11 protein-coding genes are annotated in these 12,600 nt (G+C 75.7%); 7 read left to right on the forward strand and 4 right to left on the reverse strand.

All coding sequences use genetic code 11. From position 1 onward, the window contains the following. The first annotated feature begins 24 nt into the window (after window positions 1–24). The 4 genes from CHB98_RS11280 to CHB98_RS11295 all read left to right on the forward strand — a co-directional run bounded on the left by CHB98_RS11280 (window position 25) and on the right by CHB98_RS11295 (window position 5,330). On the forward strand, window positions 25–1,755 hold the full coding sequence (locus CHB98_RS11280) for an HNH endonuclease signature motif containing protein (RefSeq protein ID WP_089305655.1): 1,731 nt from the start codon (window positions 25–27) through the stop codon (window positions 1,753–1,755). A gap of 42 nt (window positions 1,756–1,797) precedes the next feature. Further along, on the forward strand, window positions 1,798–2,847 hold the full coding sequence (locus tag CHB98_RS11285; protein ID WP_089305656.1) for a TIGR03885 family FMN-dependent LLM class oxidoreductase: 1,050 nt from the start codon (window positions 1,798–1,800) through the stop codon (window positions 2,845–2,847). A gap of 62 nt (window positions 2,848–2,909) precedes the next feature. Beyond that, a complete protein-coding gene (locus tag CHB98_RS11290; RefSeq protein ID WP_089305657.1) occupies window positions 2,910–4,583 on the forward strand; it encodes an alpha-amylase family protein in 1,674 nt (557 codons plus the stop codon). 258 nt (window positions 4,584–4,841) lie between these two features. Further along, entirely contained in the window at window positions 4,842–5,330 is a 489-nt protein-coding gene (locus CHB98_RS11295) for a hypothetical protein (protein ID WP_245821080.1), read from the forward strand. Window positions 5,331–5,352: 22 nt separating this feature from the next. Here CHB98_RS11295 and CHB98_RS11300 read toward each other — a convergent pair whose 3' ends face one another. From CHB98_RS11300 to CHB98_RS11310, 3 genes are all read right to left on the reverse strand, one after another. Then, window positions 5,353–6,099, reverse strand: coding sequence for a hypothetical protein (locus tag CHB98_RS11300; RefSeq protein WP_089305658.1), 747 nt, complete (start codon window positions 6,097–6,099; stop codon window positions 5,353–5,355). Window positions 6,100–6,156: 57 nt separating this feature from the next. Then, window positions 6,157–6,936, reverse strand: a complete 780-nt coding sequence (locus CHB98_RS11305; RefSeq protein WP_089305659.1) for a sulfite exporter TauE/SafE family protein — start codon at window positions 6,934–6,936, stop codon at window positions 6,157–6,159. 87 nt (window positions 6,937–7,023) lie between these two features. Further along, the gene (locus CHB98_RS11310) at window positions 7,024–9,564 is read right to left on the reverse strand and encodes a DEAD/DEAH box helicase (RefSeq protein WP_089305739.1); all 2,541 of its coding nucleotides are present in this window, start codon (window positions 9,562–9,564) and stop codon (window positions 7,024–7,026) included. A gap of 142 nt (window positions 9,565–9,706) precedes the next feature. Here CHB98_RS11310 and CHB98_RS11315 point away from each other — a divergent pair, with 142 nt between their 5' ends. Next, window positions 9,707–10,564, forward strand: a complete 858-nt coding sequence (locus tag CHB98_RS11315; RefSeq protein WP_179224408.1) for an SDR family oxidoreductase — start codon at window positions 9,707–9,709, stop codon at window positions 10,562–10,564. Window positions 10,565–10,652: 88 nt separating this feature from the next. Here the strand turns inward: CHB98_RS11315 and mmuM are convergent, their stop codons facing one another. Beyond that, the gene (gene mmuM / locus CHB98_RS11320) at window positions 10,653–11,540 is read right to left on the reverse strand and encodes a homocysteine S-methyltransferase (protein WP_089305660.1); all 888 of its coding nucleotides are present in this window, start codon (window positions 11,538–11,540) and stop codon (window positions 10,653–10,655) included. A 59-nt stretch (window positions 11,541–11,599) separates the two neighbouring features. Between mmuM and yidD the strand changes: the two genes are divergently transcribed. Together yidD and arfB are read left to right on the forward strand one after the other, a co-directional pair. Then, window positions 11,600–12,106, forward strand: a complete 507-nt coding sequence (yidD, locus tag CHB98_RS22365; protein ID WP_245821081.1) for a membrane protein insertion efficiency factor YidD — start codon at window positions 11,600–11,602, stop codon at window positions 12,104–12,106. Between the two features lie 23 nt (window positions 12,107–12,129). After that, complete coding sequence (arfB, locus tag CHB98_RS11330) at window positions 12,130–12,570, forward strand: alternative ribosome rescue aminoacyl-tRNA hydrolase ArfB (RefSeq protein ID WP_089305661.1); 441 nt, start codon at window positions 12,130–12,132, stop codon at window positions 12,568–12,570. The last annotated feature ends 30 nt before the right edge of the window (window positions 12,571–12,600 follow it).

The raw sequence follows: 12,600 nt of genomic DNA on the forward strand, positions 1-12,600 counted from the left end.
CCTCGGTTGGGTGAGGTGCTGCCGGTGCACGCGCGCGCGCCGGCGGAGAAGGCCGCCGAGCTGCAGCGGGTGCAGCAGCTCAAGGCCGAGCTGGCCGCCTACGAGGTGGAGCTGGTGGCCGCCCTCGCCGCCGACCGCCCGGCCACCGGGGACTGTCGACCCGGCGCCGCCCCGGATGACGAGCCGGCCGGCCCCGACGGGGTCGGTGAGTTCTTCGTCGACGAGCTGGCCATGACGCTGAACTGCGCCCGGGCCACCGCCACCGTCCTCACCGAGCACGCGCTCACCCTGACCGGCTCGCTGCGCGCCACCCACACCGAGCTGGCCTGCGGCCGGCTGGACTGGCCCCGCGCCCGCACCCTGGCCGCCGAACTCGGCTGGCAGGCCCGCCACGTGCACCCGGGCGTGGTGGCCGCGGTGGAGGCCGCCGTCCTGCCGGTCGCCGCGTCGCTGTCGATCCGCAAGCTCACGGCCCGGATCCGTGCGGAGCTGGCCGCCCGCGACGCCGCGGCGTCGGACCGCCGGCGCGACCGGGCGCACCGGGCGGTCACCGTGCACTGCCGCCCGGTCGGCGACGGGGTCAGCGAACTGGTCGCCGGGATGGCCGACGAGACCGCCGCGGCCTGCGAGGCCCGGATCGACGCGCTGGCCTGGCGGGCGAAGGAGGCCGGGGACGACCGGCCGATCGGGTTGCTGCGCTCGGGCATCCTGGCCGACCTCATCCTGCGCCCCTGGGCGGCCCCGGACCCGGTGACCGCCCACCTCGACGTCCAGGTGCCGCTCGGCGCGCTCACCCCGCGGCGGTTCCTGGACTCCGGTGCACCGCTACCGGCTGCCTTCCAGCCGCCGGGCAGCGTGGCCGCGCCGACCGGGGCGGTGGCCGGCACGCCGATCACCGCCGCCCACGTCCGCGACCTGCTCGCCGACCTCGACGCGATCGGCCTGCAGGCCCCACCCGGCGGCAGTCTCACCTTCTCCTTCACCGACGAGCGCGGCGCCCTCGCGGCCGTGGCCACCCTGCACGAGCTGCGCCAGGCCGCCCGGCACGGCTGCCCGGACCACCCCGGCAGCGACTGTGGTTGCGCGGTCATCACCCGGCCGCCGGCCCGCACCGGCTACCGCCCGACCGCCGCCCACCGGCGGCTGGTCACCACCCGCGACCGCACCTGCCGCCACCCGGGCTGCGACAACCGCGCCGGCTGGGCCGACGTCGACCACGTCCGCCCCCACGCCGCCGGCGGGCCCACCGACTGCGCCAACCTGTGCTGCCTGTGCCGGCGCCACCACCGGCTCAAGACCCACGCCCCCGGCTGGACCTACGCGATGACCGCCGACGGCGTCCTCACCGTCACCGCACCCAGCGGCGTGCAGCGCACCACCCGACCCCCGGGCATGCAGCTCACCGGCCCCCGCGTGCTCACCCGGCCACCCGGCGCATCGCCACCGGCACCGGACCCCGCCGACGACCCACCACCGTTCCAGGGCTGTCCTGGCGGATTGGGGACCGGCTTCGTCCCTGGAGGTGGCCGGAGAGGGAGGTCCCGGTGGCTCGCGTCATGGACCCGGCTGTGCGACCACCTCGTACACCGGTGCAGACGGGCCGTGCCAGCAGTAGAGCGGGTGGCCGCGCTCGCGTGCTGTCAGCGCCCAGTCCAGCCGTTCCGGCCGATGCGGCGTCGACTCGACACGTCGGGGCCACCTGGTCGCGCTTCGCCAGGCCTGGTCGTGTTGCGCCGGGCCGCAGCCCACATGTGATCGCCGCAGGTAGGGGGCCCGACGGCGGGGTAGGTGCGGGGCATGACGGTGATCGGGTTCCACAACTCCCACGAGCAGGTGCACCCCGCCGACCTCCTGCGGGCCGTGCAGCACGCCGAGGAGGTGGGCTTCACCGCGGCGATGTGCTCCGACCACTTCGCGCCCTGGAACCACGCCCAGGGGCACTCCGGGTTCGCCTGGTCCTGGCTGGGTGCCGCGCTCGCCACCACCGGCCTGCCCCTCGGCGTGGTCAACGCCCCGGGGCAGCGCTACCACCCGGCGATCATCGCCCAGGGCGCCGCGACCCTGGCGGCCATGTTCCCCGGGCGCTTCTGGATGGCGCTGGGCAGCGGCCAGGTCATGAACGAGCGGATCACCGCCGACCCGTGGCCGCCCAAGCGCATCCGGGACGCCCGGCTGCGCGAGTGCGTCGACGTCATCCGCGCCCTGCTGGCCGGCGAGGAGGTCACGCACCGCGGGCTGGTGGACGTCGAGCGCGCCAAGATCTGGTCACTGCCCGAGCAGCAGCCCGCCCTCATCGGCCCGGTGATGAGCGTGCCGACGGCCCGGCGGCACGCCGACTGGGCCGACGGCTTCATCACCATCAACCAGCCGCACGACACGCTGCGCGAGCTGACCGGCGCCTACCGCGACGCCGGGGGCCGCGGCCGGCTCGCCCTGCAGGTGCACCTGTGCTGGGACCCCGACCCCGACCGGGCGGCGGCCATCGCCTATGAGCAGTGGCACACCAACACCTTCCCGCCGCCGCTGTGCTGGGACATCGACGGCCCCGAGGCCTTCGAGCAGGCCAGCCGGCACGTGCCGCAGGAGGCCGTCGAGCGGGCGGTGCTGGTCAGCTCCGACCTCGGGCAGCACGCCGCCTGGCTGGCCGAGTTCGCCGAGCTCGGCTTCGAGGAGATCTACCTGCACCACGTCGGCAAGGAGCAGCTGCCCTTCCTGGACGCCTTCGGCGAGCACGTGCTGCCGCAGCTCGGCGTCACCCGGCCCGCCCCGGCGGTGGCCATCGACCCGCCCGGCGCGCCGCAGCCGCGCCGCCCCGACCAGCGCCCGCAGCCCGCCGTCCTCCCGTGACCGCGCGGGTCACCCCGCCGTCCCCGGCCCCCCACGGGCCCCGGATGCGGTAGGGACGACGGATGAGGATCACCGACACCGCCGACCTGTGGTGGAAGAACGCCGTCGTCTACTGCCTGGACGTCGAGACCTACATGGACTGGGACGGCGACGGGTGCGGCGACCTCGTCGGGCTGGCCCAGCGCATCGACCACCTCGCCGACCTCGGCGTCACCTGTCTGTGGCTGATGCCCTTCTACCCGACCGCCGAGCGGGACGACGGCTACGACATCACCGACTTCTACGGCGTCGACCCGAGGCTGGGCACCCACGGAGACCTCGTCGAGGTCATCCGCACCGCCAACGACCGCGGCATGCGGGTCATCGCCGACCTCGTCGTCAACCACACCTCCCGCAAGCACCCGTGGTTCCGCTCGGCCGAGGCGTCCACGGACTCACCGTTCCGCGACTTCTACGTCTGGCGGTCCGAGGAGCCGCCGGACACCGCCGACCAGGTCGTCTTCCCCGACCAGGAGGACAGCATCTGGACGCTCTCGGAGCCGACGGGGGAGTGGTACCTGCACAAGTTCTACAAGGAGCAGCCCGACCTCAACGTGACCAATCCGCGGGTCCGGGACGAGATCGCCAAGATCATGTGCTTCTGGCTGCAGCTCGGGCTGTCCGGCTTCCGCGTCGACGCCGTCCCCTTCTTCCTGGAGACCGTCGGCGCCGACGGCGGGGAGCTCCCGGAGCCGCACGACTACCTGCGCGACCTGCGCCAGCTGGTCGGCCGGCGCACCGGCGACGGCGTCCTGCTCGGCGAGGTGAACCTGCCCTACGACCAGCAGCTGGAGTTCTTCGGCGGCGCCGAGGGCGACGAGCTCACCATGCAGTTCGACTTCGTCGGCATGCAGGCGCTCTACCTGTCCCTCGCCCGCGGCGACGCCGGCCCGGTCAGCCGGGCACTGGCCGGGCGGCCGGCGCTGAGGCCGGACAACCAGTGGGCCACGTTCGTGCGCAACCACGACGAGCTCACCCTGGACAAGCTCACCGACGAGGAGCGCGCCGAGGTCTTCGCCGCCTTCGGCCCCGAGGAGCGCATGCAGGTCTACGGCCGCGGCCTGCGCCGCCGGCTGCCGCCGATGCTGGACGGCGACCCGCGGCGGGTGCGCATGGTCTACAGCCTGCTGTTCGCCCTGCCGGGCACCCCGGTGCTGTTCTACGGCGAGGAGATCGGCATGGGGGAGGACCTCGACGCGGAGGGGCGGCTCGCCGTCCGCACCCCGATGCAGTGGACCGCCGGCCGGCACGGCGGCTTCTCCACCGTCGAGGACCCCGCCGCCCTCCCCGGCCCGGTGGTCGACGGCGGGTTCGCCCCCCGCTTCGTCAACGTCGCCGACCAGCGCCACGACCCCGGCTCGCTGCTGTCGTTCGTCAAGCTGCTGGTGCGCCGCCGCCGGGAGTCGCCCGAGCTCGGCTGGGGCGTGTTCGCCCTGCTCGACCAGCCGCACCCGGAGGTGCTGGCCCACCTGTGCAGCTGGGACGACGGCGCCCTGGTCGCCGTCCACAACCTCGGGCCGGAGCCGCGGACCGTGCCGCTCACCCTCGACGGGTGCGACGCCGGGCACCGGCTGGCCGACCTGCTGGAGGTGGGGGAGACCCCGGTCGGGGACGGCGGGCGGGCCGAGCTGACCGTCGAGGGCTACGGGTACCGCTGGCTGCGCGTGGTCGGGCCGGACAGCCGCCGGCTGGTGTGAGGCCCGCAGGTCACGGGGGTCCTTGCTCTAGCGTGGGCGCCGATGTCCGAGGCACCCCGCACCCCGTCCCCCGTGACCACCGAGCTGCCCGCGGCCCCGCCCGCCGGGGCGGGCCCGTCCGGAGCGACGCCGTCCGGAGCGACGCCGTCCGGCGCGACCCCCTCCGGCGCGGTCCCCTCCGGAGCGACGCCGGCCGGAGGGGCGCCCTCCGGTGCCGTGCCGCCGGACGCCCCGCCGTCCGGGCCGGTCCCGCCCCCGATGACGGCGACCGGGCCGATCCCGGTCGGCAGCACGCCGGCGCCGCCCGCGCCGCCCCCGCCGGACGCGTCCCCGGCCGCCGGCCCCGCGCCGGACGGGCCGCAGCCGACCGGCCCGGTGGTCCGCCGGCCGCGGCTCGGCCCGCGCACCGTCTCCCCGCTGACCCGGATGGGCCCGTGGGCGCCCGTCGCCGGCGCGGTGGCCGGCCTGCTCACCGGCCTGCTCGTCGCGCTGCTGCTCGCCGGGGTGGCCGAGGACTTCCGCGAGCGGCTGGCGCTGGTGTTCCTGACCGTCGGGCTCGGCATGCTCGGCTCCGCCGGGGCGCTGCTGGCCGACGAGGTGCGGCTGGTGCGCCGGGGCGCGCGGGAGGCCGGCATCCGGCCCGCGTGGGTGGAGGCGACGGCCAACCTGATCAACGGCCTCACCCCGGCCCGGCTGCTGCTGCTGGCCAGCTCGTTCGTGCTCTTCCTCGCCGCCTACGTCGCCTGAGCACCCCGGCACGGGGACCCGGTCACCCGCCGCTGTCCTCCGCGGCCGGCGCGGCCTTGAGGTCCGCCGGCACCAGCCGGCCGGCGAGGATGTCCTCGGCGACGTCGTCCACCACCCGCGCGGAGCTGATCGCCGAGGCGCGCATCGTGACGATCGCGTCGGCGGCGTCCAGTCCGAAGGCGATGCCGACCAGCCCCATCGCCTGCCACACGTTGGCCCGCCGGCGCGCGTCGGGCCCGTCCAGCCAGTTGCTCCCGTCGTCGGGGAACTCCGGCCCGGTCACCGTGAGCGACAGCTCCTCGGCCGTCCCCCGCGCCACCTGCTGCACGTCGTCGCGGTCCAGCGCGGTCAGCGTCCGCGGGTCGCGCACGTAGAGGTCCAGCACCACCAGCGGCCCCATCGGCGAGGGCAGCGGCACCGACAGCACGCCGCGGTACGGGCTCTCCTCCAGCAGCGACCCCCACAGCTGCGGCCAGTTGCGGGCGATGTCCTCCATGGAGAAGGCGATCAGCGAGCCGGTGTCCTGCGCGCGCAGGCACGGGCCGTCGCCGACGGTGAACTGCAGGCGCTCGGCGTGCGCGGTCTGCGGGTCGCTGGCGCCGATCGGTGTCCGCAGCACGCCGACGTGCAGGCTCAGTCCGGCGCCGTCCACGGCCAGCGCCAGGGCGCAGGCGCGGGCCAGCCGGGAGGGCAGGAGCTCCGGGCCGGCCAGGTGGGCGGGGGAGGAGGCGAGGGTCGCGTCGAAGCGTTCTGCTGCACCACCGGTCATGGGTCAAGCTTGCCGCGCCGCGGCTCCGGCTTCGACACGGGCCGGTCCGAGGGGCCCTCAGCGGGCCAGGAGGACCGCGATCGCCACGCAGCCGAGCACGACGATCGCCGCCCGCAGCGCGGTCGGGTGCAGCCGGCGGCCGACGCGGGCGCCGACGTACCCGCCCACCAGGGACCCGGCGGCGACCAGCGTCGCGGCCAGCCAGTCGACCCGGTCGGTCGCCACGACGACGTAGGCCGCGGCGGCCACGCCGTTGACCGCGAGGGTGAGCACGTTCTTGATCGCGTTCAGCCGCTGCAGCGACTCCCGCATGAGCAGCCCGAACACGCCGATCTGCAGCACGCCCTGGCTGGCCGCGAAGTAGCCGCCGTAGCTGCCGGTGGCGTAGGCGCCGGCGAACAGCGCGGCCAGCCGGGCCCCGCGGATCTGCACCGGTGGGGCGTCGGCCGGCCGCCGCCGCGCCAGCACCCGCTGCACCAGCGGCTGCACGGCGACCAGGACGACGGCCAGCCCGACCAGCGTCGGCACGATGGCCTCGAAGCTGCTCGCCGGCAGGGTCAGCAGCAGGAAGGCGCCGGTCAGCGCGCCGAGCACGGAGGCGGGCAGCAGCCGCAGCAGCAGCCCCCGCTGGCCGGTCAGCTCGCGGCGGTAGCCCAGCGACCCGGCCAGGTTGCCGGGCACCAGGCCGAGGGAGTTGCTGATCGTGGCGGTCACCGGGGGCAGGCCGACGGCGAGCAGCACCGGGAAGGTGACCAGCGTGCCCGAGCCGACGACGGCGTTGATCGCGCCCGCGGCCAGCCCCGCCGCGGCAACGGCGAGCATCTCGGGGAGGGTCATCCGGAGATCACGGCTCAGCCTGGCACGACGCCGATCGGGGACGGCACCTGGTCGCGGTGTCGGCCGGTGGGCGGGCCGACGACGTGCTCAGTCCTTCCGGCCGGCGTCGACGACCCGCAGCACCACCGCACCGTCGGCGTCGGACGCCTCGAGGTCGACCTCGACGTCGATGCCCCAGTCGTGGTGGCCGGCGGGGTCGTCGAGGATCTGGCGCACCCGCCAGACACCGGGCTCGCCGCGGTCCCAGACGAGCAGCGCGGGCCCGCGGGCGTCGGCGCCGGTGCCCACCTCGTCGTGCTCGGCGAAGTAGGCCCGCACCACCTCGCCCCAGCGGTCGGCGTCCCACCCGGAGCCGCGGTCGAGCTCGCCGAGGTCGTACCAGCGGCGGCGGGCCCACAGGTCCACCCGGCGGAACAGCTGGTTGCGGACCATCGCGGTGAACGCCCGCTCGTTGCCGGTGAGCGGGCGCGGCCGGGCCGGGACGGCGACCTCGGCCACCGCCCCCTCCTCGGGGTTGCTCAGCTGCTCCCACTCGTCGAGCAGGCTCGAGTCCACCTGGCGCACCAGTTCGCCCAGCCACTCGACGAGGTCGGTGACCTCCTCGGTGCGGGCGGCGGCCGGGACCCCCGAGCGCAGCGCCTTGAACGCGTCGGAGAGGTAGCGCAGCACGGCGCCCTCGGCCCGGGTCAGGCCGTAGGTGTTCACGAACTCCCGGAAGGTGAACGCCCGCTCCCACATCTCGCGGACCACCGACTTCGGCGACAGCTGGGCGTCCGCGGCCCACGGGTTGCTCTGCCGGTAGACGTCGTAGGCGTGCCCGAGCAGCTCCTCCAAGGGCCTGGGGTAGCTGACCTCCTCGAGGAGCTCCATCCGCTCGTCGTACTCGATGCCCTCGGCCTTCATCTGCGCGACGGCCTCGCCCTTGGCCTTGCTGAGCTGGGCGGCGAGGACCTGCCGGGGGTCGTCGAGGGTGGCCTCGATGACGCTGACGACGTCCAAGGCGTAGGTGTCGGAACCCGGGTCGAGCAGGTCGATCGCGGCGAGCGCGAACGTCGACAGCGGCTGGTTGAGCGCGAAGTCCGGCGGCAGGTCGAGCGTGAGGTCGTAGCGGCGGCCGTCCGGCTCGGGCGCGGGGAGCCGCTCCAGGACGCCTGCCTGCAGCAGCGACCGCGCGATGCCGATGGCGTCGCGGATCAGCCGCAGCTGCTTCGTGCGCGGCTCGTGGTTCTCGGTGAGCAGCCGGCGCATCGCCGCGAACGGGTCTCCGGGGCGGTCGACGACGTCGAGCACCATCGCCGTCGTCACCCGCAGGTGGCTGGTCAGCTTCTCGGGCTCGCCCTCGACGAGGCGCTTCATCGTCGCCTCGCTCCACGGCACCATGCCGTCGGGCACCTTCCTGCGCACCAGCTTGCGGCGCTTCTTCGGGTCGTCGGCGACCTTGGCGAACTGCTTGAGGTTCTCCACCTCGTGCTCCGGCGCCTGGACGACGACGGTGCCGGCGGTGTCGTAGCCCGCACGACCGGCCCGGCCGGCGATCTGGTGGAACTCGCGCACCTGGAGCAGCCGGGTGCGCGTGCCGTCGTACTTGGAGAGCGCCGAGAACACGACGGTGCGGATCGGCACGTTGATGCCCACGCCGAGGGTGTCGGTGCCGCAGATGACCTTGAGCAGCCCGGCCTGGGCGAGCTGCTCCACCAGCCGCCGGTACTTCGGCAGCATCCCCGCGTGGTGGACGCCGATGCCGTGGCGGACCAGGCGCGAGAGCGTCGTCCCGAAGGCCGAGGAGAACCGGAAGCCGCCGATCATGTCGGCGATCGCGGCCTTCTCCTCCTTGCTGCACACGTTGACGCTCATCAGGGCCTGGGCGCGCTCCAGCGCCGCGGCCTGGGTGAAGTGGACGACGTAGACCGGCGCCTGCTGGGTGTCCAGCAGCTCCTGGATCGTCTCGTGCATCGGCGTCGTGGCGTAGTAGTGGTGCAGCGGCACCGGGCGGACGGCGTCGGCGACCAGCGCGGTGGGCCGGCCGGTGCGGCGGGTGAGGTCCTCCCGCAGGGAGGTGACGTCGCCGAGGGTGGCGCTCATGAGCAGGAACTGGGCCTTCGGCAGCTCCAGCAGCGGCACCTGCCAGGCCCAGCCGCGGTCGGGGTCGCCGTAGAAGTGGAACTCGTCCATGACGACCAGGCCGATGTCGGCGTCGGCCCCCTCGCGCAGCGCGATGTTGGCGAGCACCTCGGCGGTGCAGGCGATGATCGGGGCATCCCGGTTCACTGCGGCGTCGCCGGTGAGCATGCCGACGTTGGCCGCGCCGAAGACCCCGCAGAGGGCGAAGAACTTCTCGCTGACCAGCGCCTTGATCGGGGCGGTGTACCAGCTGCGCCGGCCGGCGGCCAGCGCCGCGTACTGCGCCCCGGTGGCGACCAGCGACTTGCCCGAGCCGGTCGGGGTGGCGAGGACGACGTTGGCGCCGCTGACCAGCTCGATCAGCGCCTCCTCCTGGTGCGGGTACAGCACCGTGCCGTTCGCCTCCGCCCAGGCAGCGAAGGAGCTGAACAGCTCGTCGGGGTCGGCGCCGGCCGCGCGGAGGGCGGAGAGGTCGCCCGGGTCGTCGAGGAGGGGTGCGGCGGTCATCGTGGGGGACAGCGTGCCCGACGGGCCGGCTCTTCCCTCCCGGACGCCCCGGTTCCGCGCCCGGCGTCGGGGGTAGGGCGAGCGCGCCGCCGAGCCGAGGCGCACCGCCACGCCCAGCCGCACCCGCACCGCAGGAGGACCCGTGTCCGAGCCCCGCCCCGAGTCCCAGCCCGCCCAGCAGCAGGACGTCCCCGGCACGCTGGCGCGGATGGACCCCAAGCCCGACCACGGCGAGGAGACCTACCGCGGCTCCGGCCGGCTGGCCGGGAAGGCCGCGGTCATCACCGGCGGCGACAGCGGCATCGGCCGTGCCGTCGCCATCGCCTTCGCCCGCGAGGGCGCCGACGTCCTCATCTCCTACCTGGACGAGCACGAGGACGCGAAGGACACCGCCCGGTACGTCGAGGAGGCCGGCCGCAGGTGCGTGCTGGTGCCCGGCGACCTGGCCGACCGGGCGCACCAGAAGACGATCATCCCGAAGGCGGTCGAGGAGTTCGGCCGGGTCGACGTCCTGGTCAACAACGCCGCGTTCCAGATGAGCCGCGACTCCCTGGAGGAGATCCCCGACGAGGAGTGGGACCACACCCTGGCGGTCAACCTGACCGCGATGTTCACCCTGTGCAAGGACGCCCTGCCGCACATGCAGCCGGGCGCGTCGATCATCAACTCGTCGTCGGTGAACTCCGACAACCCGAGCCCCAACCTCATCCACTACGCGATGACCAAGGCCGGCATCGCGAACTTCACCGCGTCGCTGGCCCAGATGCTGGCCGAGAAGGGCATCCGGGCCAACAGCGTCGCCCCGGGCCCGGTCTGGACGCCGCTGATCCCGGCCACCATGCCCGAGGAGAAGGTGGAGAGCTTCGGTGCGCAGGTGCCCATGGGCCGGGCCGCCCAGCCGGCGGAGCTGGCGCCGGTGTACGTGATGCTGGCCAGCGACGAGGCGTCCTACGTCTCCGGCGCCCGCGTCGCGGTCACCGGCGGCAAGCCCATCCTCTGACGTCCGGGAACCGTTGCCCCGTGGTGCCCGACCTCGCGCTGCAGCGCGAGGTCGGGCACCACGGGGCGTGGGTGGCCGGCGGGTCGGGTCACGCGATCGCGTGTGCGAGCCCGGCGATCGACGCCGGGCCCACCCGGCAGCACCCGCCGAGCAGGCGGGCGCCGGCGTCCAGCCACCCGTGCGCCTCGCCCGGGGACAGGCCGGGGGCGCCGGTCCAGCGCCGGGCGGCGGCGTCCCAGCGCTCGCCGCTGTTGGGGTAGACGACGACCGGCTTGCCCGCCGCCGCGGCCGCGGCCATCGCGGCGGGCACCCCGGCGGGGTCGGTGCAGTTGACGCCGACGGCCAGCACGGCCTCCACGCCGCGGGCCATCGCGAACACCTCGGCGGCCGGCTCGCCGCGGCGGGTGCGCACGACGCCGTCGCCGTCCACGACCGTGGTGAGCGACAGCCACACCGGCAACCCGAGGCCGTCGGCCTCCTCGAGCAGCGCCTCGGCCTCGGCGGCCGCGGGCACCGTCTCGCAGGCGAGGACGTCGGCGCCGGCCTCGGCCAGCCACTGCATCCGCGGCCGGTGCCACTCCCGCAGCCCCGCCACACCGACCGCGTCGGCGTAGTCGCCGGTGTACTCCGACCCGTCGGCCAGGGCGGCGCCGTAGGGGCCCACCGACCCGGCGATCCACGCCTGCGGCGCGCCGCACTCGGCCAGGTGCACCGAGCGGACGACGAGCCGCCGGGCCTCCGCGGCGGTCAGCCGCCCCACCGACACCTGGTAGCTGGCCGTCGTGGCCACCTGGGCGCCGGCCGCAGCGAAGGCGGCGTGCGCGGCCACCACCGCCTCCGGGTCGTCGCGCAGCAGCCGGGCCGACCACAGCGCGGAGGACAGGTCGTGCCCCTGCGCCTCCAGCTCGGTGGCCAGGCCGCCGTCGAGCAGCACCGGGCCGGCGGCCAGCGCGGTGGCGAGGGGGAGGTCGGGCACGGGTGCGATGGTGCCCGCCCCGTCCTGCGGCGCGCGCGGCGGGCGCGGAGGATCCGGCCGTGGTGTTCATCTGGAGCAGCGGCTGGAGCCCGCGGCGGCGCCGCCGCGGACCGCGGTACGGGCCCCGCTACGGCTACGGCCGGCGCTACGGCCCCGGCTACGGCCCCGGCTACGGCCACCGGCCGCGCCGGCACGACCGCGACGGCTCGTGCCTGCGCGACCTGCTGTTCCTCAACACCGGGTGCTGCCTGGCCAACGCCGTCGGCTGCAGCGTCGACGGGCTGTTCCTCGTGCCGACGACGGTGCGCCACGTGCACGCCGCCGGCACCGGGCGGCCCGGCACCCGGCTGCGCGACCGGCTGGTGGCCGCCGTCCGGGTCTACCAGCGCGAGGTCAGCCCCCGGCGCCCGCCGTCCTGCCGGTTCCGGCCGACCTGCTCGGCCTACGCCGTCGAGGCGCTGGAGCGGCACGGCGCCGGCCGCGGCAGCCGGCTGACCCTGCGCCGGCTGGCCCGCTGCCGGCCCGGGGCGGCCGGGGGCGCGGACCCGGTGCCGGCCGCGGCCTGAGGCCCCTCGGCCACACTGGCCGCGTGCCCACCCCCGACGACGCCGGCGGCGACCTGCCGGTCACCGGGTCCCTCGTCGTGCCCGCGGCCGCACTCGGCTGGCGGTTCTCCCGCTCGTCGGGCCCCGGCGGGCAGGGGGTGAACACCGCCGACTCCCGGGTGGAGCTGTCGGTGGCGCCGCTCGCCCTGCCGGGGCTCACCGACGCCCAGCGGCAGCGGCTCGCTGACCGGCTGGCCGGCCGGCTGGTGGACGGCGTCCTGACCGTGGCCGCCAGCGAGCACCGCCAGCAGCTGCGCAACCGGCAGGCCGCCCGCGAGCGGCTGGCCGCCGTGCTGCGCGCGGCGCTGGCCCCGCCGCCGGCCGCCCGTCGGCGCACCCGCCCGACGCGGGGGTCCCAGGAGCGGCGCATCCGGGCCAAGAAGCAGCGCGGCGAGCTGAAGAAGCAGCGCCGCACCTGGGACTGAGACCCCGCCACCGGGAGGGGGTCCGCCCCG

It is taken from the genome of Geodermatophilus pulveris (assembly GCF_900188375.1).
Classification (GTDB): Bacteria; Actinomycetota; Actinomycetes; order Mycobacteriales; family Geodermatophilaceae; genus Geodermatophilus; species Geodermatophilus pulveris.